Origin of the sequence: Methylobacterium sp. 13MFTsu3.1M2 (assembly GCF_900112625.1) — a bacterium.
In the GTDB taxonomy this organism is placed as follows: domain Bacteria; phylum Pseudomonadota; class Alphaproteobacteria; order Rhizobiales; family Beijerinckiaceae; genus Methylobacterium.
This window is the reverse complement of the sequence record NZ_FOMM01000014.1, coordinates 112,751-139,273: the sequence shown is the minus strand read 5'-3', so window position 1 is coordinate 139,273 and position 26,523 is coordinate 112,751. Positions and strand designations below refer to the sequence as shown.

The following is a 26,523-nucleotide window of genomic DNA, read 5'->3' as shown; positions in this document are numbered from 1 at the left end:
GCTCAGGCCGCGTCGCGCTTGGCCGCCTTGGTGAACTTCTTGATCACCCGGTCGCGCTTCAGCTTCGACAGGTGATCGATGAACAGCACGCCGTTCAGGTGGTCGATCTCGTGCTGGATGCAGGTCGAGAGCAGGCCGTCGGCCTCGATCTCCTGCTCCTTGCCGTCGAGGTCTCGGAACTTCACGCGCACCCGGTCCGGGCGCTCGACCTCGGCGTAGTAGTCCGGGATCGACAGGCAGCCCTCGTCGTAGACCCGCTTCTCCTCGGACGACCAGACGATCTCGGGATCGATGAAGACCCGCGCGTCGCGGACGCCCTCCTCCTTCGACGTGTCGATCGTCACGACGCGCTTCGCCACGCCGATCTGGATCGCCGCCAGCCCGACGCCAGGAGCGTCGTACATCGTCTCGAACATGTCGGCGACGAGGGTCCGGATCTCGGCGGTAATCGGCCCGACCGGTTCGGAGCCCAGGCGCAGGACGGGATCGGGAAGGATGACGAGCGGGCGGATGGTCATGGCGGGAACCGGCAGGGAAGGCGCCGGCACGGGTCCGGGCTCACCGTCGAATAGGATGCGGCCGAGGACCGGTCAAATACCGGTTCGCGACCTGTCGCCGGCCCTCAGAACACCGTCCGGCTGCGGATCGCCGCCGAGAGCGTGCCCTCGTCGAGGTAGTCGAGCTCGCCGCCGACCGGCACGCCGTGGGCGAGGCGCGTGACCTTCACGTCGCAGTGCCGGATCGACTCCGTGACGTAGTGGGCGGTGGTCTGGCCGTCGACGGTGGCGTTGAGCGCCAGGATGACCTCGGTCACCTCGGGCCGGGCCACGCGCTCCACGAGGCTCGCGAGGTTCAGGTGCTCCGGACGGACGCCGTCGAGCGCCGAGAGGACGCCGCCGAGCACGTGGTAGCGCGCCTTCACGGCCCCGGACCGCTCCAGCGCCCAGAGGTCGGACACGTCCTCCACCACCACGAGCGTCGTCGGATCCCGCTCGGCGTCGCGGCAGATCGTGCACGGGTCGGAGGTGTCGACGTTCCCGCAGCTCGTGCACACGATGATGCGGTCGGCCGCCACCCGCATCGCGTCGGCGAGGGGCCCGAGCAGCGTGTCGCGCTTCTTGATGAGCTGCAGGGCAGCCCGCCGCGCCGAGCGCGGTCCGAGGCCCGGCATGCGGGCGAGGAGCTGGATCAGGCGCTCGATCTCGGGGCCGGCGACGGCTTGGGGCATCGTGCCTCTGGGGCGAGGAAGGGGCTGCGGATCGGGACGGGCATAGACGGCGCCGGGCGCCGCGCAAGGGTCCGCGCGCCGATGCGGTCCATCGTATGTGGTATATGGGTATTCCGACGCCGCTTCGCCGGTGGCATTATGCTGCACGACGAACGGAACTGCTTACAGACCTGGGTTCCTGAGTCCACGACTGTGGTCTAACCTGTTTGTACACGTTGCGGGCTCCCGGCGGAGCCCATTATGACAGCGAAGCTTCGCCGCCTACGCGTGAGTGGGATGGCGAGCGGCCGGGAACGGAGAACCTGCGTGCGGCGGTCCTGTACGACCGCACGGACGTCTCCCGGGCAAACCCGGACGGCGGTGCCGTCCGGCTCAGTCGCGTCGACGGTCGAACAGGGGCCCGGGAGATACGATCATGACCAACATCGGTGATCACAACGCGGCCCACGGCGCCGAGGCGGCGGGCTTCCGCGACCTCAAGGCCGTCCACTGGAATTTCGAGGCCCCGCGCCTCTACGAGGAGGCCCTGTCCCGCAAGGAGGCGCAGCTCGCCCGCGGCGGCGCCCTCGTCGCCACCACCGGCAGCCATACCGGCCGCTCGCCCAAGGACAAGTTCGTGGTGCGCGACGCCGGCACCGAGAACGAGGTCTGGTGGGACAACAACGGCGCCATCACGCCCGAGCAATTCGAGACCCTGCGCCAGGACTTCCTGAAGCACGCCGAGGGCAAGGAGCTGTTCGCCCAGGACCTCTACGGCGGCGCCGATCCGGCCTACCGGGTCAAGGCCCGGGTCTTCACCGAGTTCGCGTGGCACTCGCTGTTCATCCGCAACCTGCTGATCCGTCCGGACCGCTCCGAGATCGCGTCCTACGTGCCGGACATGACGATCATCGACCTGCCGAGCTTCCAGGCCGATCCCGCCCGGCACGGCTGCCGGTCGAAGACCGTGATCGCCATCGACTTCTCGAAGAAGCTCGTGCTGATCGGCGGCTCCGCCTACGCGGGCGAGATGAAGAAGTCGGTCTTCACCTACCTGAACTACATCCTGCCCGGCCAGGGCGTGATGCCGATGCACTGCTCCGCCAACGCGGCGCTCGATGCCGAGGGCGGCTCGGCGATCTTCTTCGGCCTCTCGGGCACCGGCAAGACGACGCTGTCGAACGACAGCTCCCGCCAGCTGCTGGGCGACGACGAGCATGGCTGGTCGAACGAGGGCATCTTCAACTTCGAGGGCGGCTGCTACGCCAAGACCATCCGCCTCTCGCGCAACGCCGAGCCGGAGATCTACGCCACCACCGAGCGCTTCGGCACGGTGATGGAGAACGTGATCATCGATCCGGTCACCCGCGCACCGGATTTCGACGACGCGTCGCTCACCGAGAACACCCGCTGTGCCTACCCGCTGGACTTCATCGCCAACGCCAGCGCCTCCGGCCGGGCCGGGCATCCGAAGAACATCGTCATGCTGACCTGCGACGCCTTCGGGGTGATGCCGCCGATCGCCAAGCTCACCGGCGCCGAGGCGATGTACCATTTCCTCTCGGGCTACACCGCCAAGGTGGCCGGCACCGAGCGCGGCCTGACCGGGCCCGAGGCGACCTTCTCGACCTGCTTCGGCGCGCCGTTCATGCCGCGGCATCCGAGCACCTACGGCAACCTGCTGCGCGACCTCATCGCCAAGCACAGCGTCGATTGCTGGCTGGTCAACACGGGCTGGACCGGCGGCGGCGTCGGCACCGGCCGGCGGATGCCGATCCGCGTGACGCGCCGCCTGCTGAGCGCCGCCCTCGACGGCTCGCTGGCGCAGGCCGAGTTCCGCCGCGACCCGTATTTCGGCTTCGCGGTGCCGGTCTCGGTTCCGGGCGTCGAGCCGCACATCCTGACCCCGGTGAAGACCTGGGCCAACAAGGGCGCCTTCGTGGAGACGGCGGCGCGGCTCGTGAAGATGTTCGACGACAACTTCAAGCGGTTCGAGGCCCATGTCGACGCCGACGTGCGCGCCGCCGGGCCGACCGCGCAGGCGATCGCGGCGTAACCGAAAGCGGGCGGCCCGCGGGGCCGCCCGTCCCGTTCGTCTTCGCGAGTGCAGGGAAGCTATCCAGGGCAGCGCGACATCTGCGAGCGTAGCGCGACCGGGTTGCTTCGCTGCGCTCGCGAAGACGGTTCGGACGTCCTGTCCGGGATGCGTCCTAGAACGGCAGCTTCATGCCCGGCGGCAGGGGCAGGCCCTTGGTCAGCTCGGCCATGCGCTCCTGCATGGTCGCCTCGGCCTTCCCGCGGGCGTCGTTGCAGGCCGCGACGATCAGATCCTCAAGGATCTCGCGCTCGTCCGCCACCATCAGCGAGGGGTCGATGCTGACCCCCTTCATCTGGCCCTTGGCGCTCATGGTGACCCGGACGGAGCCGCCGCCGGAGGCGCCGGTCACCTCGATCTCGTCCATCTCGGACTGCAGGTTGGCCATCTTCTCCTGCATGGCCTGAGCCTGCTTCATGATGCCCATCAGGTCGCGCATGCGGCTCTCTTTCCGTTTCCTCGTCTGATCTGGGTATGGCGCGGCCCGGGCGCCACCATGCGTCAGGCGTCGTCGTCCTCGACTTCGCCGATCCGCGCGGCATCGCCTTCCCCGAGGATCTCCTGCTCGGCGGAGGGGAGGGCCTCGGAGATTGTCTCGCGCACGTCGACGATCTCGGCCCCGGGAAAGCGCGTCAGGACCTCGCGCACGAACGGGTCGGCGGCGGCGTTCTCCCGGCGTGTCTCGGTCGCGGCGCGGGCGGCCGCGTCGAGGGTCGGGGCGCCCTCGTCCTTCGACAGGGCCACCACCCAGCGCCGCCCGGTCCAGCGCTCGATGGCGGCGGCGATGTCGTTGGCGAGGCTCGACCGGCCGCCGGAGGCGAGGCGGAACTCGATCCGGCCCTCCTCGAAGCGCACCAGGTGGACGTCGCGCTCCAGCGCGGTCCGCAGCAGGATGTCCCGGTTGGCGTCGGCCAGCGCGATCAGGTCCTCGAACCGACCGAGACGCGGCGTCGGCGGTGCCGCGGGCGCCGGCCTCGGCGCCGGCGCACCGACGGGCGCGCTGATCGGGACGCTCGCCGGCGCGTTCACCGCGACGGGCGCGGCCAGGGGCGCCGCGACCGGGGCGGGCTCCGGCGCGACCGTGCGGGGTGCCGCGGCGAGCGCCGCGGAACCTCCGCCGCGCAGGTCGGGAATCGGTGGCAGGGGCGGCCGGACCGACGCGACCGGGGCCTCGTCCGCGGGAGCGGCGGCGGCTTCGGCCCTGAGCTGGCGCAGGGCCTCGTCGGGTGTGGGCAGGTCGGCCGCGTAGGCGAGGCGCACGATCGCCATCTCGGCGGCCGCGAGGGGCCGGGGCGCCGCCTGGACCTCGGGAATCGCCTTCAGCAGGATCTGCCACGCCCGCGACAGGGCGCGGATTGAGAGCTTCTCGGCGAACGCGGCGCCGCGGACGCGCTCGGTCTCGCTGAGCGTCGGGTCGGCGGCGGCTTCCGGCACCACCTTGAGCCGGGTGACGAGGTGCGTGAAGGCCGCGAGATCCGAGAGCACGACCGACGGGTCCGCGCCGGAATCGTACTGCGCCCGCAACTCCGCGAAGGCGGCCGGCACCGCGCCGCGCATCACCGCCTCGAACAGGTCGAGGATCCGGGCGCGGTCAGCGAGGCCCAGCATGTCGCGCACGCTCTGCGCCGTGATCGTGCCGGCGCCGTGGGCGATCGCCTGGTCAAGCAGCGAGAGCGCGTCGCGCACCGACCCTTCCGCGGCGCGCACGATGGCGCCAAGAGCCTCGTCCTCGACCGATACGCCCTCGGCCGCGCAGACCTTCGCGAGATGCGCGTGCAGGGTCGGCGCCTCGACTCGGCGCAGGTCGAATCGCTGGCAGCGGGACAGGATCGTCACCGGGACCTTGCGGATCTCCGTGGTGGCGAACACGAATTTCGCGTGCGGTGGCGGCTCCTCCAGCGTCTTCAGGAAGGCGTTGAACGCCTTCTCGGAGAGCATGTGGACCTCGTCCACGATGTAGACCTTATAGCGCGCCGAGACCGGCCCGTAGCGGATGCCGTCGATGATCGCCCGGACGTCGTCGATGCCGGTATGCGAGGCGGCGTCCATCTCCAGCACGTCCATGTGCCGGGATTCCATAATCGCCGCGCAGTGCAGGCCGAGTTCCGGCATCGACACGGTCGGGCCGGTGTCGGGCTGTCCGGCGCGGGCGTAATTGAGGCCGCGCGCCAGGATGCGGGCCGTCGTGGTCTTGCCGACTCCGCGGACGCCGGTGAGCATCCAGGCCTGCGGGATGCGGTTGGCCGCGAACCCGTTGGCGAGGGTCCGCACCATCGCGTCCTGGCCGATCAGGTCGCCGAAATTGGTGGGGCGGTACTTGCGCGCGAGCACCCGGTAGGGCGTCGCCGCGGCGGGGGGCGCTGGAAACCCGGGCAGGCCCGGCTCGTCGTCAGGCGTGCCGGTCGTAGCGTCCATGCCGTGTCTGGGTCCGGCTGCCGCGCGCCGTGGAATGAGGTGGGAGGCTGGACGAAGACCCGCTCGGTCTCGTTAGGGCTGCTTCCTTCCGGACCTGACCCGGTTGGCGAGTGAAACGTCCCTCGCCAACCCCCCGCCGGCTATATGGCCGGGCCTCGGCCCGAACGCAAGCGCTGCTGAAGCCGAGTCGAAGCGCAGCCGAAGCGCTGCCTCACTCGGCCTTGCGCTTCACGATGGCCAGGGTCTTCGGATCGAGCTTCAGGTCGAACTGCTTGCCGCTCGCGTCGATCGCGTCGTCGACCTCGATCATGCCGTCGTCGAGCTCGATCTCCTTCCACTTGGTGAAGCCCTCCTGCTTGAGCATGGCCTCGACCTTGGCCTGCTGATCGGGCGGAAGCTTCTCGTCGGCGCGGGCGGCGAGGCCGGTGCCCGCGATCAAGGTCAGGGCGAGAAGGGACGTGGTCAGGCGCATGGCTGTCTCCGATCCGGCAATTGTTTCCGGTTGTGAACAGGCGTGCCGCGGCGGAGTTCCATGGCGACGATCCCCTTGAGCCGCCACCGAATCTGCCGCACATCTTGGCCGTACCGGAACGCGGCGGCGAGGACACTGCACGAATGGTCACCCGCGTCGCCACCGTGGCCTTCGAGGGCATCGAGGCGCGGGCGGTGGACGTGCAGGTCCAGATCGTGCCGGGCTCGGTGGTGTTCACCGTCGTCGGTCTGCCCGACAAGGCGGTGGCGGAATCGCGCGAGCGGGTCCGCGGAGCGCTGATCGCCTCGGGGCTGGCGCTGCCGGCCAAGCGCATCACGGTGAACCTCGCCCCGGCGGATCTTCCCAAGGAAGGCTCGCATTTCGACCTGCCGATCGCGCTGGGCGTCATGGCGGCCATCGGCGCGATCCCGGCGGACGCGCTCGCCGGCTACTGCGTCCTGGGCGAGCTTGCCCTCGACGGCAGCATCACGGCGGTGAGCGGCGTGCTGCCAGCCGCGATGGCGGCGGCCGATCGGGGGCTCGGGCTCATCTGCCCGGCGTCCACCGGGCCGGAGGCGGCCTGGGCCGGGGGCGACCTCGACGTGCTCGCGCCGCGCTCCCTGATCCAACTCGCCAACCACTTCAAGGGCAGCCAGGTGATGGCGCAGCCGGAGCCCGCCGTCGCCGCGCCGGCCGGGCCGCTGCCGGACCTCGCCGACATCAAGGGGCAGGAGGGCGCCAAGCGCGCCCTGGAGATCGCGGCCGCCGGGGGCCACAACCTGTTGATGAACGGGCCGCCCGGCTCGGGCAAGTCGATGCTCGCGGCGCGTCTTCCCTCGATCCTGCCGCCGCTCACGCCGCGCGAGCTGCTCGACATCTCCATGATCCAGTCGGTGGCGGGCGCGCTGAAGGACGGGGCGCTCTCGAACCGCCGGCCGTTCCGGCAGCCTCACCATTCCGCCTCGATGGCGGCCCTGGTGGGGGGCGGCCTCGGGGCGCGGCCCGGCGAGGTCTCCCTGGCCCATGGCGGCGTGCTGTTCCTGGACGAGCTCCCCGAATTTTCCCCGCAGGTGCTCGACAGCCTGCGCCAGCCGATGGAATCCGGGGCGGTGATGATTGCCCGGGCCAACCACCGAATCACCTACCCGGCGCAGTTCCAGCTGGTCGCGGCGATGAACCCGTGCCGCTGCGGCCACGGTCTCGAACCGGGCTACGCCTGCCGGCGCGGGCCGAACGCGCGCTGCATGGCGCAGTATCAGGCGCGGATCTCCGGCCCGATGCTCGACCGCATCGACCTGCGCGTCGAGGTGGCGGCGGTGACGGCCGCCGACCTGATCCTGCCCGCGCCGGCCGAGGGCTCCCGCGATGCGGCCGCGCGGGTGTCGGCGGCCCGCGCGCTCCAGGGCGCGCGCTACGCCGCGCGCGGCCTGCCGGAATCCACCACCAACGCGACCTGTCCCGCGACGCTGATCTCGGACGTCGCGAGCCCCGACGCCGACGGGACGGCGCTGATCCGCCAGGCGGCCGAGAGCATGCGCCTCTCCGCCCGCGGCTTCCACCGGACGCTGCGCGTCGCCAGGACCCTGGCCGATCTCGACGGCGAGACGCAGGTCCGCCGGCTCCACCTCGCCGAGGCGCTGTCGTACCGCGGCCGGGGCGACAGCGCAGCGGCCGCCGCTTGAGCGCCGAACCGCGCGCCCCGGCCGACCTGACGGTCACGATCGGCCAGCACAGCAGCGCCGGCCGCAAGGTCGCCAACCAGGATTTCAACGGCGCGCTGGTTCCCGTCCAGCCGGCGCTGGGCCTGAAGGGGATCGCGGTCGCCCTCGCCGACGGGATCAGCAGCAGCGCGGCGGGCGCGGCGGCGAGCGAGACCGCGGTCAAGAGCTTCCTCAGCGACTACTACGCCACGCCGGACACGTGGTCGGTGAAGACCTCGGCGCAGCGCGTGATCGCGGCCACGAATTCCTGGCTCTACGCCGAGACGCGGCGCGGCGCCGATCCGAACGATGCCGACCGGGGCCACGTCACGACCTTCGACGCCCTCGTGCTGAAATCCCGCGTGGCCCACCTCTTCCACGTGGGCGATGCCCGGATCTGGCGGGTGTCCGGCCGGTCGCTCGAGCAGCTCACCGAGGACCACCGGGTCGTCGTCTCCGCGGCGGAATCGTATCTCGGCCGCGCCCTCGGAGCGCAGGGCCGCGTCGAGATCGACTACCACGCCGTGGGCGTCGAGGCCGGTGACACCTTCGTGCTGACGACGGACGGCATTCACGAGCATGTCCTGCCCCGCGACATGGTCGCGGAGATCGCTGCGGCCGGGACCCTGGACGCGGCCGCGCGGGCGATCGTCGAGATGGCCCTGGCGGCCGGCAGCCCGGACAACCTGACGATCCAGATCGTGCGGGTCGAGACCGTGCCGGAGGGCGAGCCGGCCGACCTCCTCGGCGAGGCCGAGGGGCTGGACCCGGCGCCGCTCCTCGACCCGCCCGCGGAGCTCGACGGCTTCCGCCTGCTGCGGATCCTCCATTCCGGTCCCCGGAGCCGCGTCTACCTGGCGCTCGAGGCGGAGACCGGCGCCCAGGTTGCGCTGAAGGTGCTGTCCCTGGACCTGCGGGACGATTCCGCCCAGCGGAAGCGCTTCGTCATGGAGGAGTGGATCGCGCGGCGGATCGACAATCCCCACGTGCTGAAGGCCCATCCCCAGGCCGGCCGCCGCAGCCACCTCTACACGGTGATGCGCTACGTCGAGGGCCAGACCCTGACCCAGTGGATGCGCGACCACGCGGCGCCCGAGCTGGAGGCGGTGCGGGGGCTCGTCGAGCAGCTCGCCCGGGGCGTGCAGGCCTTCCATCGGCGGGAGATGGTCCACCAGGACCTGCGGCCCGACAACGTCCTGATCGACGCGGCCGGCACCGTCCAGATCATCGATTTCGGCGCGACCCAGGTCGCCGGCGTCGTCGAGGGCGACCCGCGGATCGACCCGGCGGAGATCCTGGGCACGGTGCAGTACACGGCGCCGGAGTGCTTCCTCGGCGCCCCGGGGACCGCCCAGTCGGACGTCTTCGCGGTCGGCGTGATGACCTACCAGATGCTCACGGGGCGGCTGCCCTACGGCGACGCGGTGCCCCGGGCCCGGACGCGCGCGGCGCAGCGGCGGCTGCGCTACGCATCGGCGCTGACCGTGCGCCCGCTGCTGCCGGTCTGGGTCGACGGCGCGCTGCGCAGGGCCGTCCATCCCGATCCGCAGCGGCGCTACGCGACCGTGTCGGCCTTCGTCCACGACCTGCGCCACCCCAACCCGGCTTTCACGAATGGCCGGCGGGCGTCGCTCCTGGAGCGCGACCCGCTGCTGTTCTGGCGCCTGCTGTCGCTGGTGCTCGGGCTCGTCGCGCTGGTGCTGGCGGCGATCCTGATCGCCGGCCCGCGTCGGTGAGCCCCGGCTCGCGCCTCAGGGATCCAGCTCCGGATAGCGGCGGAAGATGCCGTCCTCGTTGAACGGGATCCGGCGCTCGCTGGCGAGGTAGGCGGCGAGCCGCGGGCGCCGCGCCACGGTCTCGTGGAGCCGCGCCACCTGCGGGGTTCTCCGGAGGGCCGCAGCGGTCGCCTTGGGGAAGGCGTAGAGCAGGCCGTCGACGAGCTGGAACAGCGACAGGTCGGCGTAGCAAAATTCCGCGCCGACGAGGCCGCCGCCGCCGTTGGCCGCCAGCACCCGCTCGAAATAGCCGAGATATTTCGGGATGCGCTCCTCCCGGAACTCGGACGCCCGGCGCAGCGCCTCGGCCTTCTGATCCGCGTAGTACAGGCCGACGCCGACGGGATGGTGGGTGTCGTGCGCCTCGTCGACCGCGTCGGCGACGGTGAGCTGGAGCTGATGGGTCCAGATCCGGTCGCGCTCCGACGGGCCCACGAGCCCGAGGCGCGGTCCGAGATAGAGCAGGATCGCGGCGCTCTGCCCGACGACGACGTCGCCGTCGCGCAGGAACGGCGGTGCCAGGGGCGGTCGCGGATCGGCGGGGTCGGACAGTCGGTCGAGCATCGGTCCGATGCCGCCGGAATCGTCGTCCTGGCGGGCCACGTCAACGTAGTCGGCGCCGGCCTCCTCGAGGGCGAGGCGGACGAACTCGCCGCGCCCCTGGATCATCAGCCAGTAATGGAGCTCGTAGGGCATCGCCGCCTCCGGGTCGGGGAAGGCGCGGCGACCCCGGACGGTTCCCGCTCAGTTGTTCTCGGCCGGCTCCTCCGCCGAGGCCTTCTCGAGCGGCGGCTCGGCGCTGGCGACGGCCTTGCGGGCGAACATCGGCTGAAGGCGCTCGGCGAGCTGCTGGTCCAGATGCTTGACGTACGCGCCCTTGAAATAGCGCTCACCGGTCTTCGCGCCGTAGAGGTTGTCGTGGGTCCGGATCATCGCGGCGACCTCCGGGCGGCACAGGAAGCCCGTGATGCCGACGGCCTCGTACCAGCGGCCGGCGCGCGCCTCTGCCGTCGCCTTCGGGTTCGACAGCACCGTCTCGGCGAAGCACGCGGTGGCGGCCTGCCGCAGCGGCGCCAACACCTTCTCGGCCTCCGCCGCGTTCACCTTCGGGGCGGCCGGGTGCCGGTGAGGCCGCGCCTCCGCGGCCGAGACGAGCGCGAGGACGGCGAAGGTGGCGAGGATCGAAGTCTTCATACGGGCGGCCTCGTCGGGTGTCCGAACCGTGTTCAGCTCTCGCTCATGATTGCGTCGGGATCGGGGCTGGCGGTTCGGTCCGGGTGCCCGATTCCGGGCAAGATCCGGGCTGTTTCGCGACGGCCACAGCCGCGCTCAGCCGCGCCGCTCCGCGTTCCAGTGTCCCCGGCAGGCGAGGGCGCCGGTTGAGACCCAGGTTCCGGCACCGAAGCCGTCCGAGCCCAGGCGTCCCCGCACGTCGGCGGTGGCGGCGCCGTTGGAGATCGAGCCGCGGATCGCCCCGTTCCGCGCGACGCCACCCTCGACCACGAAGGCGGTCCCGATGAAGCGCGCCCGCCCGCGCTCGATCCGCACCGGGTAGCGGTAGGCACGGTCGCAGTTCCCCGTCTCGGTGATGATCTCGACGCTCCAGGTGCCGTCGAACCGATCGGGCAGGGCGGCGCGGGGGGCGGACGCGGCGGGCAGCGTGCCGGCGAGGAGCAGGGCGACGGCGATGCGGGGCGTCATGCGGATCTGGAGTGCCGGGAGCATCGGGGAGATCGGCGCCCCGTCAGCGCGGCGCCTGCGGCGCGGGCGTCCGCATGGCCGCACGGAGTGCCCCGTTGAGGAGAGCGAGGAGGTCGCAACCGACATGCAGGAAGGCGGCCACGCCCGCCTGCTTCAGCGGCTCGGCCAGGTCCGTCGGCTTCCCGGCGAGGTAGACCGGTCCGGCGCCGGCCCCGGTCAGCGCCTCCGCGGTCGCGACCGCGCACTCGGCGTAGATCCCGTCGGTGGAGCAGATGCAGGCGAGGCTCGCGCCGGACTCCCGGAACGCCGCCGCCGCCGCCTCGGCATCGGGGAAGCCCTCGTTCGACAGAGCCTCGAGCCCGCCGGCCGCGAAGGCGTTGGCCGCGAAGGTCGCCCGGGCGTTGAAGGCCGCCACCGGGCCGAGATTGGCCAGGAACACGACCGGCCTGCGACCGGTCTTGGCGAGGAAGGCGTCCGAGGCGTCCCGCAGGGCCTCGTAAGGCTCCGCGAGGCGCTGGGACGGCAGCGCGTCGCAGGCGACCGCCGAGCCCGCGCCGAAGTTGGATCCGCGCACCGCCGCCACGGGCGGCACGTCGAGAACCGTGACCGGCTTCTCGGGGAGGTTCGGGAACTCGCTCGCACCGGTGAGCGGTTCGCGGCGGGTCGCCACCGCCTTGGCGCGGGCCTCGCGGGTCAGCTCGATCCGCCGCTGGAGCTTGCCGACGCTGAGCGAGGCGACGATCCCGCCCTCGGCCTCGATCGCCTGGAACGTCGCCCAGCCCGCCTCGGCGAGTTCGGCCGTCAGGGCCTCGAAACCGCCGGCCCCGGCCGCGGGGTCGCTGACCCGCGCGAGGTGCGATTCCTCGATGAGCACGATCTGGCTGTTGCGCGCCACGCGCCGGGCGAAGGCGTCGGGCAGGCCGAGGGCCTGCGTGTACGGCAGGACCGCGACGCTGTCGGCGCCGCCCATGCCGGCCGAGGCCGCCGCCATGCCGGTCCGGAGGATGTTCACGAACGGGTCGCGCTTGGTCATCATCCGCCACGCGGTCTCGGCGTGGAGGCGCAGCGGCTTCGGGTCGAGGCCGCAGGCCTGCTCGACGCGCGCCCAGAGGCGCCGCATCGCGCGGAACTTCGCGACGGTGACGAACTCATCGGCATCGGCCGCGAGCAGCACGGCGACGCGGTCGCGCGCGCTCGCGAGATCGTGACCGGCCGCTTTCAGGGCGCGCAGGTAGGCGACGGCGGTGGCGAGCACCGCGCCGAGTTCCGCCGCCTCGCCGGCGCCGGCCTCGTGGTAGGGCCGGCCGTCGGCCAGGAAGGCCCGGCCGCGGAAACCCGCCGCCTCCAGCTCGGCCACGGCCTCGGCGAGGCGGGGCGCGATGTCGGTCCAGACGGCTCCGAGGCTGCCGGTGGCCGCCAGGACACCGACGGGATCGAGCCCCAGATCGACGTCGTAGGTCGAGAGATCCTCGCCGCGGCGCTCCGCCAGCGCCTTGACCAGCTGGGCCACCTCCAGGCCGCGGCCGCCGGCATCGATCCGCAGGGCGATCAGCGGCAGCATCACGCCCTTCAGGGCGGCGTCGAGCTCCTCGACGCTCGCCGCGGTGAGACCGTAGCCGCGGGCGCCCGGCGCGCCCGCGAAGGCGAGCACGAGGGCATCGGCCCCGCCCTCGAGGTCGGTGAGCGTCTGCGTGTTCGCGGTTCCGAGGTCGGGATGGTCGACCCGCTGGGCGATCCGCCAGGGTCCCGGCTCGCGCACCGGCTGCGCCGCCGGCTCGGCCGGTCCGTAGAGGGGTTCGATCCGCAGTCCGTCGGCCGTCCGCGACACCAGCCGCTTCTCGAAATCGGCGCCCTTCAGGACGCCTTCGACGAGGCCGAGCCAGCGCGCCCGGTCTGCGGGCTCGAAGAGGTCGGCGAGCGGTCTGTCTTCCATCGGTACGTCCCAGGGCGCGGCGTCTTCTGCACCGCTTTCATGCGTTTGCCTCGCACGCCGCTCCGCCGCTGGCAATCGCCCGATGGTTGAGGAAAGCTCAAGCCGCGGATCACCGATTTTTGAGTGATGCGGCGCAGGTGCGGTGAGGGGCACCTGTCGATCCGGATCGCGAGCCCGAGCCGCTGCCGGCGAGCCCGGGCCGACCGAACGCGGCGCGCTCCCCCCGCGTCAGCCGAGGATGATCAGGCCGGCGAAGCCGAGGGCACCGACGATGATCCGCCACCACGCGAACAGCCAGAAGCCGTGCCGGGAGACGTAGTCGAGGAGAAACCGCACCACGAACAGCGCCGAGACGAACGACACGATGAAGCCGATCGCGATCAGCCCGACATCGTTGCTCGAGAGGTATTTGTAGTTGTCGAGCAGGTCCTTGGCGAAGGCGCCCGCCATGGTCGGCATCGCGAGGTAGAACGAGAACTCGGTGGCCGAGCGCTTGTCGGCGCCCATCAGCATGGCGCCCACGATCGTGGCGCCCGAGCGCGAGACGCCGGGGATCATCGCCAGGCACTGGAAGATGCCGATCTTCAGGTCCATCGGCAGCGAGAAGTCGTAGACGTCCGTCTTCTTCACCTCGAGGTCGGTGTCGTCGATGACGAGGAGCACGAGGCCGCCGGCCACCAGGGTCGCGCAGACGATCCACGGGTTGAACAGGTAGGCCTTGATCAGCTTCGAGAAGAGGCCGCCGATGATCGCCGCCGGCAGGAACGCCACCAGGATGCCGAGGACGAAGCGGCGCGCCTTCGGATCTGACGGCAACGCGGTGGCGATCCCCAGGAGGCGGCGGAAATACACCAGCAGGATCGCCAGGATCGCGCCGAGCTGAATCAGCACCTCGAAGGTGTTGTTGGGCGAGTGGAAGCCGATGAAGTGCCCCACCAGCAGCTGGTGGCCGGTGGAGGAGACCGGGATGAACTCGGTCGCCCCCTCCACCAGGGCGAGCAGCACTGCCTTGCCGATGCTTGCCGGATCCATCGCGACGCCCTGTGCCGCGCGCGCGGAGGCCCCCGTCGGGCCACCGCCTGCCACGCGAAATGGTTGTACCCGAGGCTTCGCCGATCAGGGTTGACGGGCAGTTACCGGGCCGGGCCGCGCGTGTTAAGGGCTCGGCAACGGTCGAGCAATAACGCTCGGTCCGAAGTCCTCTGCGCCGAAGACCCGCGCTTCAGGACCCACGACGAGCGCGGGACCGGCCGCGCTGGCAGACCGAACGTCCCGCACGGCCTCAATGGCAACCCTCTACCATTTCCCCTTCTGCGCGAATTCCCGTTTCATCCGTCTCGTGCTCGCCGAGATGGGCATGGAGCCGACGCTGTTCGAAGAACGGCCCTGGGAGCGGCGCGACGACTTCCTGCTGATCAACCCGGCGGGCGTCACGCCCGTGCTGCTGGAGCAGAACGGCCTCGTGGTTCCCGGCGCCGGCGTCATCGCCGAGTACCTCGACGAGACCCGCGGCCTCGGACTCTCGGGGCGGCGGATGCTGCCGGAGGACACCGTCGAGCGCGTGGAGGTGCGGCGCCTGCTCGACTGGTTCCTGGTCAAGTTCGAGTCCGAGGTGACCGCCTACCTCGTCAACGAGAAGATCTCGAAGCGCTTCATGTCGGCCAACGAGGGCGGCGGCCCGCCCGACATGAACGCGATCCGCGCGGCGCGCTCCAACGTGCGCTACCACCTCAAATACATCGGCTACCTCATCGCGCGGCGGCGCTGGATCGCCGGCGACAACCTGACCTATGCCGATCTCGCGGCGGCCGCCCATCTCTCCTGCGTCGACTACCTGGGCGACGTGCCCTGGGACGAGGACGAGATGGCGCGGAACTGGTACGCGCGGGTCAAGTCGCGGCCCTCGTTCCGCGCCCTGCTCGCCGACCGGGTGGCCGGGATGGCACCGGCCGCCCACTACGCGGATCTGGATTTCTGAACGCCCGACGGACCTACCACGGCGCCGACCTGCGCCGCCTCGTCGAGACCCGGGCGCGGACGCTCGGGTTCTGCGGCCTGCGCGTGACCCGACCCGACCGGCTGCCCGACCTGCCCGGCCGCCTGTCCGCCTGGCTCGCCGAGGGCGCGCAGGGCACCATGGACTGGATGGCGGAGCGGGCCGACCAGCGCGCCAGCCCGGTCGCGCTGTGGCCCGGTCTGCGCAGCATCCTGGTCCTGGCGATGAGCTACCGGCCGGAGCACGATCCCCTCGACCTCGTGGCGCTTCGCGACCGCGGTGCCGTGGCCGCCTACGCGCAGCGGCGGGATTATCACGAGGTTTTGAAGGGCCGCCTGAAAGAACTGGGTGGGTATCTGTCGGCCAAGGGCGACGTGCGGGTGAAGGTCTTCTGCGACACCGCCCCCGTCATGGAGAAGACCCTGGCGGAGGCGGCCGGCCTCGGCTGGCAGGGCAAGCACACGGTGCTGATCTCCCGCGGGCACGGCAACTGGCTGCTCCTCGGCGCGATCTACACGAGCGCGGAATTCGAGCCCGACCCACCGGAGCCCGACCATTGCGGCTCGTGCCGCGCCTGCCTGGACGTCTGCCCCACCAACGCGTTCCCGGCGCCCTACCGGCTCGACGCCCGCCGCTGCATCTCGTACCTCACGATCGAGCATGCCGGGCCGATCCCGGCGGCGTTCCGGGCGGCGATCGGCAACCGGGTGTTCGGCTGCGACGATTGCCTGGCCGTCTGCCCCTGGAACAAGTTCGCCCGCACCGCGGCGGAGAGCCGCCTCGCCGCGCGGGCGGACCTGGCGGCCCCGGCGCTCGCGGATCTCGCGGGCCTCGACGACGCGGCGTTCCGCACCCTCTTCGCCGGCACGCCGGTGAAGCGCACCGGGCGCGACCGCTTCCTCCGCAACGTCATGATCGCGATCGGGAATTCCGATGACCCGTCGCTCGCGGAGGCGGCCGTCGCGCGCCTGCGCGACCCGTCTCCACTGGTGCGCGGCATGGCGGTCTGGGCCTGCGGCCGGCTGCTGGCGCCCGAGGCCGTGCGCGCGCTCGGGCGCCAGCACGGCGATTCCGAGACCGACGCCCACGTGCGGGACGAGTGGCGGGCCGCCACCGGCTTGACGGAACCGCGGACGGACGAGACATCCGCGGCATGAACCTCTTCGTCTTCGGGCTCGGCTTCACGGGCCGTCACTTCGCCGAGCGGGCGCGGCCGCGTTTCGGGACCGTCCGCGCCACGGTGACCGACCCCGCGGCCGCCGACCGCATCGCCGCGGAGACGGGCTTCGCCATGCGCGCCTTCGGGCCGGAAGCCGACGATCCCCGGATCGCGGCGGATCTCGCCGACACGGACGTGCTCCTGGTCTCGGCGCCCCCCGGCGAGGCCGGCGACCCGGTGCTGGCCCGCTACGCCGACGCCGTCGCGGCGAGCCGGATCCGGTGGATCGGCTACCTGTCGACCATCGGTGTCTACGGCGACCAGGGCGGCGCCTGGATCGACGAGACCACGCCGGCGACCCCGCGCAGCGCCCGGTCCAAGGTGCGCGTCGACGCCGAGGCGGCGTGGCTGGCGCTCGGCGCCGCGACCGGCAAGGCCGTTCAGGTCTTCCGGCTCTCGGGCATCTACGGACCCGGGCGCAACCCGATCGTGAAGCTGCGGGAGGGCCGCTCGCAGCGCATCGTGAAGGCCGGGCAGGTCTTCAACCGCATCCACGTCGACGACATTGCCACGACGCTGCTCGCCTCGATCGACCGGCCGCGGCCGGGGGCGATCTACAACGTCACCGACGACGAGCCGACCGCGCCCCAGACCGTGACCGAGCACGCGGCGGCCCTCACAGGCCTGCCGCTGCCGCCCGAGATCGATTTCGAGACCGCCGACCTGTCGCCGATGGCGCGCAGCTTCTACGGCGAGAACAAGCGCGTCCGGAACCGCCTGATCCGCGACGAGCTCGGCGTGGCGCTCGCCTACCCGACCTATCGCGAGGGGCTCGCGGCCCTCAAGGACCAGCCCTGATCAGGCCTCGAGGTGCCGCGGCCGGACGAGGCGGCGGAGCAGGCCGTCGCGGGGGCCGACCAACATCGAGGCCAGATAGAGCGCGCCGGCCGCCAGCACGATGGCCGGCCCGCTCGGCACGTCGTACCGGTACGACAGGCTGAGCCCCGACACGCTCGCCAGGGCCGCGATCAGCATCGAGACCGGGATCAGCCCGGCCAGGTCGCGGGCCCAGAACCGGGCCGCCACCGCCGGCAGCAGCATCAACCCTACCGCCAGCAGCGTGCCGAGGGCTTGGAACCCGCCGACGAGGTTCACCACCACCAGCGCCAGGAAGGCGAGGTGAACCGGGCCGCCGCTGCGGCTGACGCTCCGCAGGAACAGGGGATCGACGCATTCCATCACGAGCGGCCGGTAGATCAGGGCCAGGGCCAGCAGGGTCAGCGTGCTGATGCCGCCGAGCAGCCAGAGCGCGGCGTCGTCGAGCGCCAGGACCGAGCCGAACAGGAAGTGCATGAGGTCGATCTGCGAGCCGCGCAGGGAGACCAGCAGCACGCCGGCCGCGAGCGAGATGAGGTAGAAAGCCGCGAGATTCGCGTCCTCTCGGACGACCGTCGCGCGGGTCACGGCGCCCGCGAGGAGAGCGACCGCGAGGCCGGCCACGAGGCCGCCCAGCGTCATCGCCGGCAGCGACAGGCCGGCGACGAGGAAGCCGACCGCGGCGCCGGGCAGGATCGCGTGGCTCATCGCGTCGCTCATCAGGCTCATACGGCGCAGCGTCAGGAACACGCCGATGGGCGGCGCCGAGACCGAAAGGGCGAGGCAGCCCGCCAGGGCCCGGCGCATGAAGCCGAACTCCACGAACGGCGCGAACAGGGATCCGAGCGGATCGGTCACGCGGCGTCCTCGTGGTGGTGATGGTCCGCGCCGCCGTGGTCGTGCGCCGCCGCGACGGATCGCGGCCCGGCGCAGATCGCCGCGCCCTCGTCCCAGGCCTCGGACAGGTTGCGGGCGCGCGCGAGGTTCTCGGCCGTCAGGACCCGCGCGGTCGGTCCCCAGGCCACGGGCTCCCGGGCGAGCAGCAGCGTCGTCGGGAAATGCGCGCGGACCTGCTGGAGGTCGTGGAGGGCCGCGACCACGGTCCGCCCCTCGCCGTGCCACGTGCGAATCAGCGCCAGGAGATCGTCCACCGTCCGCGCGTCGATGCCGGTGAACGGCTCGTCGAGGAGCACGACCGGGCAGTCCTGCAGGATCAGACGGGCGAACAGGGCGCGCCGGAACTGTCCGCCCGACAGGGTGCCGATCGGGCGCGCCGCGAAGCCGTCGAGGCCGACCGTGGCCAGCGCCGCCTCGATCGCCGGACGCCGCCGGGTGAGGCTGCGCCACGCCCCCGCGCGCCGCCAGAGGCCCATGCCGGCGAGATCCATGACGGTGAGCGGGAAGCTCCGGTCGATCTCGTCGACCTGCGGCATGTAGGCGAGGGCGCCGGCGCGCTCGATGCGCCCGTCCAGGCAGCGGATCTCTCCGGCCATGCCCTTGAGGAGTGTCGACTTCCCGGCCCCGTTCGGGCCGACGAGGGCGAGCAGGTCGCCGGCCCGCACGGACCCGTCGAGGTGGTGGACCGCCGGATGCCGGTCGTAACCGAGGGTGAGACCGACGAGGCGGATCGGATCCGGGCGCGCGCCGCTCATGTCGCCAGCGCCCAGGCGATGGTCAGCCAGACCAGCGCCGAGAGCAGCGCGGCGAGCGCCAGCCGCAGGCCGATCCCGCTCTGGAACAGCGATCGCCGCGCCGCGTGTCTCGGGCTGGGAATGGTCGGCACGGGGTCCTCGTCGCGCGCTCACGCCGGCGCGGGCACCACGCGGGGCTACTGGTGCGGTGCTGGGCGGCGGTGATACACTGTAACAAACCCGCGGGACAACCTGCGGATCACGTCTGGAGCGATCATGCACCGTCACGAGGGTCACGACGCGTGCCACGCCGGCACCGGTGACATGCTCGCGCGGGCCGAGGCCCTGTGTCGCGAGCGCGGTCTTCAGTTCACGCCCCTGCGCCGGGAGGTGCTCGAGGCGGTGGCCGAGTCCGCCAAGGCTCAGGGCGCCTACGATATCGCGGAGCGGCTGAGCGCGCCGGGCAAGCGCGTGGCCCCGGTCTCGGTCTACCGCGCCCTCGACTTCCTCATGGAGCAGGGGCTGGTCCACCGGATCGCGAGCCGCAACGCCTTCATCCCCTGCGCGCACGGCCACGCCCCCGGGGAGGGGGTCATCTTTCTGATCTGCCGCACCTGCGGCGGCGTCGACGAGGCCTCGTCGGAGGAAGTCGAGGGCAGCCTGGGGCGGACGCTGGAGCGGGCCGGCTTCACCCCGACCCACAGCATCTTGGAGGTCGAGGGCGATTGCGGCGCCTGCCGGGAGCGGAAGCAGGCCCCCTGAGGCGCCACTTCCAGCGGACGGGCGCTTGGTTCGGGTCAGAAGGCGTTCTGGTAGGCGCGGCGCGAGACGACCGTCTGGATCATGATCTGGATGTCGAACCAGATCGACCAGTTGTCGATGTAGTGCAGGTCGCAGGCGACGCGCCGCTCCATGGCGAGGTCGGTCTGCGTCTCGCCGCGATAGCCGTTGACCTGGGCCCAGCCGGTGATCCCGGGCTTCACGTTGTGCCGGCGGGCGTAGAGGGCGATCCGGCGCTCGAAGCTCCGATCGTGCGCCAAAGCGTGCGGACGGGGGCCGACCAGCGACATCTCTCCGCGCAGGACGTTGATCAGCTGGGGCAGCTCGTCGAGGTTGGTCCGGCGCAGGATCGCGCCGATCCGGGTGATGCGGCTGTCGTTGCGGGTCGCCTGCCGGAAGGCGGCGTTCGGATCCGCCCGCATCGACCGGAACTTGAAGACGCCGAACGGCTGCTGGTTGAAGCCGTAGCGCTTCTGCCGGAAGAAGACCGGGCCGGGGCTGTCGAGCTTGATCGCCACCGCGATCGCGGCGAGCAGCGGCGACAGCGACACGAGGGCGATGGTCGCCACCGTCAGGTCGAGGGCACGCTTCAGCATGACCTCGCCGACGTTGAGCGGACGGCGGCCGATGTTGATCCCCGAGACGCCGCCGACCCGGGCGACCTGCAGGTCCGGGAACCGGTCGAGGACCGCGCCGGGACGCAGGTGGAGGGCCGAGGGCACCCGCAGGAAGGCGTCGATGCAGCGCTCGACCTCCGCGGTGTCGGCCCAGGGCACCAGCACGAAGACGTCGTCCGGCCGCAGGAAGCGGACGACGGAGACGGCGAGGTCGAGATCCTCCTGCAACTGGTCGTGGCGCGTGGCCGCGTCGGCGCCGGGATCGACCCGCCGCAGGTAGCTCGTCCCGATGATCCGCGAGCCGAGCTGGTCGACCTCCTTGCCGGCGTAGAAGCGCGCGATGTCCTCCTCGTAGCCCACGAGGTGGATCCGGCTGGCGGTGGCCGATCCGGCGCTGAGCCGCTCGCGCACGAGCCGGCGCACCGCGGCCCGCGCCGCGATGAGCACCGGCAGGCCGGCGGCGAAGATCCCGAGCGAGACGAGCCGCGAGTAATCGTTGGTCGTCTTCGTCATGAAGCTGACGACGAGCACGGCGGCCCAGGCGATCAGCCAGAGCGAGGCCACCCGCTGGACGCCCGGCTTCTGCGCCATCACGTTCTCGAGGCTGTACTCCTCGCGCAGGACGTTCGTGGCGACGATCACCAGCGCCAGCAGCGCCGACAGCCGCGAGCCGCGGACGAGACCCGCCCACACCGTGCCGTCCTGCGCGAGGACTTGGTAGGCGCATTCGAGGCCCAGCGTGACCGCCACGATCGCCGCGATGTCGGTGGCGGCGAGAGTCATGGACAGGGCGATGCGTGCCAGCGCACGGCCGCGGCGCGGCAGCAGGGCCGACCACACATTGCGGCGGCGCTCCGCCGAGGTCGGCAGCGCCTGAAACGTCTCCGGAAGCCGATCGTGAAACATCTGACCCGCAACGTCCCGTCTTAGTCGGACTCTGTACCAGTCTGAGACACGAAAGGTTTCAGCGCCGCCTGGTGACGGTCACGGAGCAAGCCGCGGGCCCGGCGGGTTCACGATCGCAGTCGCGGATGAGCGCTGCGACTTAGGGCCTGCTTCCGGAGGAGGCAATACATAGTTAATGCTGAGTGACTGTTCGGCGCAGCCAGCCGTCGCGAGGTTTGACGGGGGACCGTTTTCGCCGGAGCTATTTCAATTCACGCGGGTTTCTTTCATCGCGGTTTCAACCGGATCGGCGCCTCGAATGACCCCGGCCGAAGGGCGGTCGGGGTCCGCCGCGCTCAGACGGCGTCCGCGTCCTGGCCCGCATCGGCCGTCCCGCCGACCGTCTGGATCGTCTCGAAACCCTCGAATTGGGGGTGGCCGAGATACAGGGGCTTGGTCGAGGGCACGCGGCCATGCGCCTTGCGGAACTGCTCAGACCGGGTCCAGGCCTCGAAGTCGGCACGCGATCGCCAGATCGTGTGCGAGGCGTAGAGCACGTGGTCCTCGTGCTCGGGGCCGCGCAGCAGGTGAAACTCGACGAAGCCCGGCATCTCGCCGAGGTGGCTGTCGCGCCCGAGCCAGACGGCCTCGAAATCCGCCGTCGCGTCCTTAACGACCTTGAAGCGATTCATCGCGATGAACATGCGTGCCTCCTGCGCGGTACCGAACCTACATGCCCCTGTGGTCCTAAGGGGTACCGCCGCGCGGCGACAAGGCGCACCTCGAAAGCAGCCCTAACCTCCACGTCGACATTTGAGCAACAATGTTGCAAAGATGTGTGGGCTTAAACTAGAAGATGTAACCTTCGACTTGCGAAGCTTGACAACTTGGTGTCCTACTGCGCCCCGGTTCACCTGTGTCGGGATCAGGGCTATAGCCGGACATCGGCACGGAGTACCGGCAACCTGACGTGCAGGACATGCGACTAAGGGGCGGACGGTGAAGCGGCGCGACAGCGAGGCGAAGACACCCCGTCCGCAGGAGGATGCAGCCCACGCCATGGACAAGGATTCCTCCGGCCAGACGATGCCGAAGCAGACGACGGACGTCGATCGCCTCGTCGGCATCCGGATCACAGCGCTGCGCAAGGCTCGCGGCATGAGCCAGACCGCGCTGGGCAACGCGGTCGGCGTGACCTTCCAGCAGGTTCAGAAATACGAGAAGGGCCAGAACCGGGTCGGGGCCGGCCGGCTGCGCGAGATCGCGCGCCTCCTCGAGGTTCCGGTCTCCGCGTTCTTCGAGGAGAACGAGCCGCGCGAGAACGCGCAGGAGGACGTGTTCGGCTTCCTCAGCGCCCACGGCGCCATCGAGCTGCTGCGCGCCTACGCCCAGATCGAGGACGAGCAGATGCGCCGCGACGTGCTCGCGCTGGTCCGCAGCGCCGCGCGACTCGCGCAGAACCGCGGCGCAACCGCGCCGACGACGGATCCGGCCTGACCGGCGCGCGAAACAGGCTTCACCTCGGGGACCTTCGAAGCGGCTGCGCCGAGCCCGGCGTCACGGCGGATCGGTCGCGATCAGGTGGAAGAAGCTGCCGGTGACGGGTCCGACCCGGTGGCCGGCCAGTCCCAGATCGACACCTTCGGCATCCGTCACGCGGGCGAGCGCCGTTTCCGCCGGCGCGATCGGCGAGAGTTCGCTGGCGTAGTGGAATTCGTGGCCGACGAGGCGCGTGCCCGCGGCGCCGAGCAGGCCGGATTCGCAGAGTTGCGCGACGCGATAGCCGAGATGCAGCTTGCGCCGGTGATACGAGGTCGCGACCGGTAGCAGTCCGGCCATGGCATGGGTCGCTCCGTCGGCATCCTGCAACGTCTCGCCCAGGACCATGTAGCCGCCGCACTCCCCGTGGACCGGCCGGGTCCGCGCGAAGCGGCGCAGCCCGTCCAGGAAGCGGGTCGCGCCGGCGATCGGGCCCGCGTGCAGTTCCGGATAGCCGCCCGGCAGCCAGCAGACGTCGCAATCCTCGGGCGGTCCCTCGTCGGCCAAGGGCGAGAACGGCACGAGTTCGGCGCCGGCCATCCGCCACCCGGTCTCGAGATGCGGGTAGAGGAAGCTGAACGCCGCGTCACGGGCGACCGCCACGCGCTGTCCGGGCGGCCGGGGCAGGCGGCCACCGGAGGGCGGTACGGTGCCGCTCGCGCAGGCCGTCACGGCGTCGAGGTCGATGCCCGCCTCCGCGAGGTCGGCGAGCCTGTCGAGGCGCGCGGCGAGATCCGCGGTCTCGCCGGCCTGGACGAGCCCCAGGTGGCGCTCGGGCAGGACGAGCTGCGCGTCGCGCATCAGCGCGCCGAGCACCGGCAGCCCCGCGCGCTCCATGCCGGCTTCGACGAGGCGCCGGTGACGGGCGCTCGCCACCTTGTTGAGGATCACGCCGGCGATCCGGATGCGGGGATCGTAGAGCTTGCAGCCGAGCGCCACGGCGGCCGCCGATTGCGCCGCGCCCGACACGTCCACCACGAGGACCACCGGCCAGCCGTAGCGCGCGGCGATGTCGGCGTTCGCCCCGGTGCGGTTCTCGGCCGCCCGGACGCCGTCGAACAGACCCATGGACCCCTCGGCGATCAGCAGATCGGCCGCCGCCGCCGTCGCGCCCGCCAGCGCGTCGAGGAGCGGCGGCGCCATGGCGAAGCTGTCGAGGTTGAAGCTCGGATGGCCGGTCGCGGCGTGGTGGAAGGCCGGATCGATGTAGTCCGGGCCGCACTTCGCGCCGCGCACCCGCAGGCCGCGCCGGGTGAGGGCGCGCATGAGCGCGAGGGCGACGGTCGTCTTGCCGGAGCTGGAGCGCGGCGCCGCGACGAGGAGGCCGGGGGCGCTCACGACCGCGACCCCACCGTGCCGCCGGGACGGTAGCGCCGGTCGTAGTCGGGCGCGTAGAGGGCGCTCTCGCGGAACTCCGCGGCGCCCAGCGCCGGTCCGACCAAGATGAGGGCGGTGCGCTCCAGACCGGCCTCCGCGACGAGCCCGGGCAGCGCGGCGAGGTCGCCCACGAGCGCCCGCTCGTCCGGCCAGGAAGCGCGGAACACCGCCGCCGCGGGACAGGACGGGCCGTAGAAGGGGATCAGCTCCGCGGCGACGGCCTCGACCACGTGGATCGACAGGTGGATCGCCAGGGTCGCGCCGGTGGCCGCGTAGGCCGCCAGCGTCTCCCGTTCGGGCATGGCGCTCGCCCGCCCGGAGGTGCGGGTCAGGACCACGCTCTGCGCCACGCCCGGCACCGTCAGCTCCCGGCGCAGCAGCGCGGCCGCGGCCGCGAAGGCGGGGACACCCGGCGTCACCGTGTAGGGAATAGCCAGCGCGTCGAGCCGGCGCATCTGCTCGGCCAGGGCGCTCCAGATCGACAGGTCACCGGAATGCAGGCGCGCCACGTCCTGGCCGGCCGCGTGCGCCGAACGGATCTCCGCCAGGATGGCGTCGAGGTCGAGGGGCGCCGTGTCGACGATCCGCGCGCCGGGCGGGCACCAGCCCAGGATCTCGGGGGCGACGAGCGACCCGGCGTAGAGGCAGACGGGGCAGGCCGCGATGCGGTCGCGCCCGCGCACCGTGATCAGGTCGGCCGCGCCGGGGCCGGCGCCGATGAAGTGGACGGTCATGGTTCCCGTGTCGTGTCGTATCGGACAGCCAGGGCGCAAGTGGCGCCGCCGCTCGCGATCCGGGGTAGGGCGAGGCGGCTCTGGGGCCCGGCGCCGGCGAGGGCCGCCGCCTCGGCCAGCGAGCCGACGCCGCGCAGGCGCTCGATCCGCGCCGAGCGGGTGACGATCTCGGCGTCGCGCGCCTCCAGCGCGGCGGCGGCGATGGGATGGGGTGCCAGGCCGAACCGGGCCGTCGCCGCTCGGATCGCCGGGTCCGACGCCCGGTCGTCCGCCGTGGCAACGGCCGCGAGGCTCGACCGCGCGGCGCCGACCAGGGCGAGGGCGCGCTCGATCAGCCCCGCGATCTCCTCGGCCTCGGTGCCCCGGCGGAACCCAATGCCGGCGACCAGCGCTCCGGTCACGGCTTGGTCCAGGCCCACTGGATCACCGTCATGGCGGGGCGCCAGCCGTGCATTCCCCCGACCGGGCTCGCTCGCTCCACGCCGTAGCGGCGCAGGCTGCCGCCATGCGCCGCGAAGGCCGCGAGCAGCGCGGCCTCGCCCTCGAGGGTCACGGCGTTGGCGACGCAGCGACCGCCGCCCCGCAGCGCCGCCAGCACGGTCGCGAGGACCCCCGGCTCCGAGACGCCGCCGCCGATGAAAACCGCGTCCGGCGCGGGCAGGCCGGCGAGCGCGCCCGGTGCCGTGCCGGCGACGACGGCGAGGTCAGGGGCGCCGAGCGCGACGGCGTTGCGGCGGATCCGCTCGACGCGGTCCGGCCTTCCCTCGATCGCGGTGGCGCGCAGGCTCGCGTGGCGCAGCATCCACTCGATCGCGATCGAGCCGGCGCCCGCACCGACATCCCAGAGATGCTGTCCCGGATGCGGGCGCAGCGCCGACAGGGTCAGGGCCCGGATCTCGGACTTGGTCAGCTGCCCGTCATTCTCGAACAGGTCGTCGTCGAGGCCCGGTGCGAGGGGCAGGGCGCAGCCGGCCCCCGCCACCGCGAGCGCCACCGTGTTCAGCGGATCGAAGTCGGCGCCGTCGAACGCTTCGGCGCGGAGGGTGCGGACGCGCTCGCGCGGCCCGCCCATCGCCTCCAGCACCGTCAGCGTCGACGCGCCGAAGCCCCGGTCGCGCAGCAGGGCGGCGAGGGCGCCGGGCGTCGTGCCGTCCCAAGACAGGACGAGGAGCCGCGCCCCCGGCTGGAGATGCGGGACGATCCGGGTCAGCGCGCGACCGTGGAGCGTGACCAGGGCGCACTCGGCGAGCGGCCAGCCGAGCCGGGCACAGGCGAGGCTGAAGGCCGAGGGCTGCGGGAAGGCGCGGATGTCGCCCGCGGGCACCAGCCGGGCGATCTCGGCGCCGATGCCGTAGTGGAACGGGTCGCCTGTGGCGAGGATGCAGGTCGGCTGGCCGCGCCGCGCCAGGATTTCCGGATAGGCCTCGTGGATCGGGCTCGGCCAGGGCCGCGTCTCCGCGTCGAGCGGCCCGGCGAGGGCGAGGTGGCGCCGGCCGCCATAGACCACGCGGGCGGCGTCGAGCGCGGCGGCGGCGGACGGCGTCAGCCCGGCCCGGCCGTCCTCGCCGATCCCGACGATCGACAGCCACGGGGCGCTCGACAGCGGGTTAGCGCTCATGGACAAGGCGCCC

At 72.0% G+C, this 26,523-nt stretch carries 27 protein-coding genes and 1 other RNA gene; 8 read left to right on the top strand and 20 right to left on the bottom strand.

Annotated elements, in window-relative coordinates; genetic code table 11:
• Positions 1-2 precede the first annotated feature (2 nt).
• Positions 3-518 (bottom strand): peptide deformylase, encoded by a 516-nt coding sequence (def, locus tag BM314_RS15500; RefSeq protein ID WP_091680823.1) that lies wholly within the window; start codon positions 516-518, stop codon positions 3-5.
• A 104-nt stretch (positions 519-622) separates the two neighbouring features.
• The gene (gene recR, locus BM314_RS15495) at positions 623-1,228 is read right to left on the bottom strand and encodes a recombination mediator RecR (RefSeq protein ID WP_020092791.1); all 606 of its coding nucleotides are present in this window, start codon (positions 1,226-1,228) and stop codon (positions 623-625) included.
• 415 nt (positions 1,229-1,643) lie between these two features.
• Here recR and BM314_RS15490 point away from each other — a divergent pair, with 415 nt between their 5' ends.
• On the top strand, positions 1,644-3,263 hold the full coding sequence (locus BM314_RS15490; RefSeq protein WP_020092790.1) for a phosphoenolpyruvate carboxykinase: 1,620 nt from the start codon (positions 1,644-1,646) through the stop codon (positions 3,261-3,263).
• 154 nt (positions 3,264-3,417) lie between these two features.
• Here BM314_RS15490 and BM314_RS15485 read toward each other — a convergent pair whose 3' ends face one another.
• The 4 genes from BM314_RS15485 to BM314_RS15470 form a co-directional block, all read right to left on the bottom strand.
• Positions 3,418-3,741, bottom strand: a complete 324-nt coding sequence (locus tag BM314_RS15485; protein ID WP_020092789.1) for a YbaB/EbfC family nucleoid-associated protein — start codon at positions 3,739-3,741, stop codon at positions 3,418-3,420.
• A 62-nt stretch (positions 3,742-3,803) separates the two neighbouring features.
• A complete protein-coding gene (locus BM314_RS15480; protein WP_091978831.1) occupies positions 3,804-5,717 on the bottom strand; it encodes a DNA polymerase III subunit gamma/tau in 1,914 nt (637 codons plus the stop codon).
• A 37-nt stretch (positions 5,718-5,754) separates the two neighbouring features.
• An RNA gene (gene ffs, locus BM314_RS15475) (signal recognition particle sRNA small type) lies at positions 5,755-5,853 on the bottom strand.
• Positions 5,854-5,928: 75 nt separating this feature from the next.
• Positions 5,929-6,189 carry a PepSY domain-containing protein gene (locus tag BM314_RS15470; RefSeq protein ID WP_020092787.1) on the bottom strand — a complete coding sequence of 87 codons (261 nt, stop codon included), beginning with the start codon at positions 6,187-6,189 and terminating at the stop codon, positions 5,929-5,931.
• 143 nt (positions 6,190-6,332) lie between these two features.
• Here BM314_RS15470 and BM314_RS15465 point away from each other — a divergent pair, with 143 nt between their 5' ends.
• Positions 6,333-7,871, top strand: a complete 1,539-nt coding sequence (locus BM314_RS15465; RefSeq protein WP_091978829.1) for a YifB family Mg chelatase-like AAA ATPase — start codon at positions 6,333-6,335, stop codon at positions 7,869-7,871.
• Positions 7,868-9,625 carry a bifunctional protein-serine/threonine kinase/phosphatase gene (locus BM314_RS15460; RefSeq protein ID WP_091978827.1) on the top strand — a complete coding sequence of 586 codons (1,758 nt, stop codon included), beginning with the start codon at positions 7,868-7,870 and terminating at the stop codon, positions 9,623-9,625. The genes BM314_RS15465 and BM314_RS15460 overlap by 4 nt, the downstream gene beginning before the upstream one ends.
• 15 nt (positions 9,626-9,640) lie before the next feature.
• Here the strand turns inward: BM314_RS15460 and BM314_RS15455 are convergent, their stop codons facing one another.
• From BM314_RS15455 to BM314_RS15435, 5 genes are all read right to left on the bottom strand, one after another.
• Positions 9,641-10,360, bottom strand: a complete 720-nt coding sequence (locus tag BM314_RS15455) for a glutathione S-transferase (RefSeq protein WP_091978825.1) — start codon at positions 10,358-10,360, stop codon at positions 9,641-9,643.
• A 48-nt stretch (positions 10,361-10,408) separates the two neighbouring features.
• Entirely contained in the window at positions 10,409-10,858 is a 450-nt protein-coding gene (locus tag BM314_RS15450; RefSeq protein ID WP_091680812.1) for a hypothetical protein, read from the bottom strand.
• 135 nt (positions 10,859-10,993) lie between these two features.
• Entirely contained in the window at positions 10,994-11,389 is a 396-nt protein-coding gene (locus tag BM314_RS15445) for a hypothetical protein (RefSeq protein ID WP_244539952.1), read from the bottom strand.
• 19 nt (positions 11,390-11,408) lie between these two features.
• A complete protein-coding gene (locus BM314_RS15440) occupies positions 11,409-13,298 on the bottom strand; it encodes a methylmalonyl-CoA mutase subunit beta (RefSeq protein WP_091978823.1) in 1,890 nt (629 codons plus the stop codon).
• Positions 13,299-13,526: 228 nt separating this feature from the next.
• Entirely contained in the window at positions 13,527-14,330 is an 804-nt protein-coding gene (locus BM314_RS15435; protein ID WP_020094652.1) for an undecaprenyl-diphosphate phosphatase, read from the bottom strand.
• A 253-nt stretch (positions 14,331-14,583) separates the two neighbouring features.
• On the opposite strand from BM314_RS15435, the gene BM314_RS15430 reads away from it, so the two are divergent.
• The 3 genes from BM314_RS15430 to BM314_RS15420 are packed head-to-tail and all read left to right on the top strand — an operon-like array spanning position 14,584 to position 17,311.
• Positions 14,584-15,276: a glutathione S-transferase family protein gene (locus BM314_RS15430; protein ID WP_020094651.1), complete on the top strand. Its 693-nt coding sequence runs from the start codon at positions 14,584-14,586 to the stop codon at positions 15,274-15,276.
• Positions 15,277-15,305: 29 nt separating this feature from the next.
• Entirely contained in the window at positions 15,306-16,451 is a 1,146-nt protein-coding gene (queG, locus tag BM314_RS15425; RefSeq protein WP_091978897.1) for a tRNA epoxyqueuosine(34) reductase QueG, read from the top strand.
• Positions 16,448-17,311: an SDR family oxidoreductase gene (locus BM314_RS15420; RefSeq protein WP_091926852.1), complete on the top strand. Its 864-nt coding sequence runs from the start codon at positions 16,448-16,450 to the stop codon at positions 17,309-17,311. Before queG ends, BM314_RS15420 begins: the two co-directional genes overlap by 4 nt.
• Here BM314_RS15420 and BM314_RS15415 read toward each other — a convergent pair whose 3' ends face one another.
• The 3 genes from BM314_RS15415 to BM314_RS31285 are packed head-to-tail and all read right to left on the bottom strand — an operon-like array spanning position 17,312 to position 19,112.
• On the bottom strand, positions 17,312-18,136 hold the full coding sequence (locus BM314_RS15415; protein WP_091926923.1) for a metal ABC transporter permease: 825 nt from the start codon (positions 18,134-18,136) through the stop codon (positions 17,312-17,314). It lies immediately after the preceding gene.
• A 47-nt stretch (positions 18,137-18,183) separates the two neighbouring features.
• A complete protein-coding gene (locus BM314_RS15410; protein WP_091680804.1) occupies positions 18,184-18,981 on the bottom strand; it encodes a metal ABC transporter ATP-binding protein in 798 nt (265 codons plus the stop codon).
• Positions 18,978-19,112: a hypothetical protein gene (locus tag BM314_RS31285; RefSeq protein WP_020094646.1), complete on the bottom strand. Its 135-nt coding sequence runs from the start codon at positions 19,110-19,112 to the stop codon at positions 18,978-18,980. Before BM314_RS31285 ends, BM314_RS15410 begins: the two co-directional genes overlap by 4 nt.
• A gap of 124 nt (positions 19,113-19,236) precedes the next feature.
• On the opposite strand from BM314_RS31285, the gene BM314_RS15405 reads away from it, so the two are divergent.
• Positions 19,237-19,722 carry a transcriptional repressor gene (locus BM314_RS15405; protein ID WP_020094645.1) on the top strand — a complete coding sequence of 162 codons (486 nt, stop codon included), beginning with the start codon at positions 19,237-19,239 and terminating at the stop codon, positions 19,720-19,722.
• Positions 19,723-19,757: 35 nt separating this feature from the next.
• On the opposite strand, the gene BM314_RS15400 is transcribed toward BM314_RS15405, so the two are convergent.
• Together BM314_RS15400 and BM314_RS15395 are read right to left on the bottom strand one after the other, a co-directional pair.
• A complete protein-coding gene (locus tag BM314_RS15400; protein WP_020094644.1) occupies positions 19,758-21,263 on the bottom strand; it encodes an undecaprenyl-phosphate glucose phosphotransferase in 1,506 nt (501 codons plus the stop codon).
• 335 nt (positions 21,264-21,598) lie between these two features.
• Positions 21,599-21,946 (bottom strand): heme-degrading protein HmuQ, encoded by a 348-nt coding sequence (locus tag BM314_RS15395; protein ID WP_091978821.1) that lies wholly within the window; start codon positions 21,944-21,946, stop codon positions 21,599-21,601.
• A 355-nt stretch (positions 21,947-22,301) separates the two neighbouring features.
• Here BM314_RS15395 and BM314_RS15390 point away from each other — a divergent pair, with 355 nt between their 5' ends.
• The gene (locus BM314_RS15390; protein ID WP_020094642.1) at positions 22,302-22,739 is read left to right on the top strand and encodes a helix-turn-helix domain-containing protein; all 438 of its coding nucleotides are present in this window, start codon (positions 22,302-22,304) and stop codon (positions 22,737-22,739) included.
• Positions 22,740-22,799: 60 nt separating this feature from the next.
• Here the strand turns inward: BM314_RS15390 and BM314_RS15385 are convergent, their stop codons facing one another.
• From BM314_RS15385 to cbiE, 4 genes are read right to left on the bottom strand one after another with little or no spacing between them, the layout of a single operon-like run.
• Positions 22,800-24,119 (bottom strand): cobyrinic acid a,c-diamide synthase CobB, encoded by a 1,320-nt coding sequence (locus BM314_RS15385; protein WP_091978819.1) that lies wholly within the window; start codon positions 24,117-24,119, stop codon positions 22,800-22,802.
• Positions 24,116-24,892 carry a precorrin-4 C(11)-methyltransferase gene (gene cobM / locus BM314_RS15380; protein ID WP_091978817.1) on the bottom strand — a complete coding sequence of 259 codons (777 nt, stop codon included), beginning with the start codon at positions 24,890-24,892 and terminating at the stop codon, positions 24,116-24,118. The genes BM314_RS15385 and cobM overlap by 4 nt, the downstream gene beginning before the upstream one ends.
• Positions 24,889-25,293 (bottom strand): cobalamin biosynthesis protein, encoded by a 405-nt coding sequence (locus tag BM314_RS15375; RefSeq protein WP_244539950.1) that lies wholly within the window; start codon positions 25,291-25,293, stop codon positions 24,889-24,891. The genes cobM and BM314_RS15375 overlap by 4 nt, the downstream gene beginning before the upstream one ends.
• A complete protein-coding gene (gene cbiE, locus BM314_RS15370) occupies positions 25,290-26,510 on the bottom strand; it encodes a precorrin-6y C5,15-methyltransferase (decarboxylating) subunit CbiE (RefSeq protein ID WP_091978813.1) in 1,221 nt (406 codons plus the stop codon). Before cbiE ends, BM314_RS15375 begins: the two co-directional genes overlap by 4 nt.
• Between the last annotated feature and the right edge of the window lie 13 nt (positions 26,511-26,523).

Bases quoted from the DNA above. Each gene is read 5' to 3' on its own strand.
- def (WP_091680823.1), bottom strand. From the start codon at position 518: ATGACCATCCGCCCGCTCGTCATCCTTCCCGATCCCGTCCTGCGCCTG.
- recR (WP_020092791.1), bottom strand. From the start codon at position 1,228: ATGCCCCAAGCCGTCGCCGGCCCCGAGATCGAGCGCCTGATCCAGCTC.
- BM314_RS15490 (WP_020092790.1), top strand. From the start codon at position 1,644: ATGACCAACATCGGTGATCACAACGCGGCCCACGGCGCCGAGGCGGCG.
- BM314_RS15485 (WP_020092789.1), bottom strand. From the start codon at position 3,741: ATGCGCGACCTGATGGGCATCATGAAGCAGGCTCAGGCCATGCAGGAG.
- BM314_RS15480 (WP_091978831.1), bottom strand. From the start codon at position 5,717: ATGGACGCTACGACCGGCACGCCTGACGACGAGCCGGGCCTGCCCGGG.
- BM314_RS15470 (WP_020092787.1), bottom strand. From the start codon at position 6,189: ATGCGCCTGACCACGTCCCTTCTCGCCCTGACCTTGATCGCGGGCACC.
- BM314_RS15465 (WP_091978829.1), top strand. From the start codon at position 6,333: ATGGTCACCCGCGTCGCCACCGTGGCCTTCGAGGGCATCGAGGCGCGG.
- BM314_RS15455 (WP_091978825.1), bottom strand. From the start codon at position 10,360: ATGCCCTACGAGCTCCATTACTGGCTGATGATCCAGGGGCGCGGCGAG.
- BM314_RS15450 (WP_091680812.1), bottom strand. From the start codon at position 10,858: ATGAAGACTTCGATCCTCGCCACCTTCGCCGTCCTCGCGCTCGTCTCG.
- BM314_RS15445 (WP_244539952.1), bottom strand. From the start codon at position 11,389: ATGCTCCCGGCACTCCAGATCCGCATGACGCCCCGCATCGCCGTCGCC.
- BM314_RS15440 (WP_091978823.1), bottom strand. From the start codon at position 13,298: ATGGAAGACAGACCGCTCGCCGACCTCTTCGAGCCCGCAGACCGGGCG.
- BM314_RS15435 (WP_020094652.1), bottom strand. From the start codon at position 14,330: ATGGATCCGGCAAGCATCGGCAAGGCAGTGCTGCTCGCCCTGGTGGAG.
- BM314_RS15430 (WP_020094651.1), top strand. From the start codon at position 14,584: ATGGCAACCCTCTACCATTTCCCCTTCTGCGCGAATTCCCGTTTCATC.
- BM314_RS15420 (WP_091926852.1), top strand. From the start codon at position 16,448: ATGAACCTCTTCGTCTTCGGGCTCGGCTTCACGGGCCGTCACTTCGCC.
- BM314_RS15415 (WP_091926923.1), bottom strand. From the start codon at position 18,136: ATGCGCCGGGCCCTGGCGGGCTGCCTCGCCCTTTCGGTCTCGGCGCCG.
- BM314_RS15410 (WP_091680804.1), bottom strand. From the start codon at position 18,981: ATGAGCGGCGCGCGCCCGGATCCGATCCGCCTCGTCGGTCTCACCCTC.
- BM314_RS15405 (WP_020094645.1), top strand. From the start codon at position 19,237: ATGCACCGTCACGAGGGTCACGACGCGTGCCACGCCGGCACCGGTGAC.
- BM314_RS15400 (WP_020094644.1), bottom strand. From the start codon at position 21,263: ATGTTTCACGATCGGCTTCCGGAGACGTTTCAGGCGCTGCCGACCTCG.
- BM314_RS15395 (WP_091978821.1), bottom strand. From the start codon at position 21,946: ATGTTCATCGCGATGAATCGCTTCAAGGTCGTTAAGGACGCGACGGCG.
- BM314_RS15390 (WP_020094642.1), top strand. From the start codon at position 22,302: ATGGACAAGGATTCCTCCGGCCAGACGATGCCGAAGCAGACGACGGAC.
- cobM (WP_091978817.1), bottom strand. From the start codon at position 24,892: ATGACCGTCCACTTCATCGGCGCCGGCCCCGGCGCGGCCGACCTGATC.
- cbiE (WP_091978813.1), bottom strand. From the start codon at position 26,510: ATGAGCGCTAACCCGCTGTCGAGCGCCCCGTGGCTGTCGATCGTCGGG.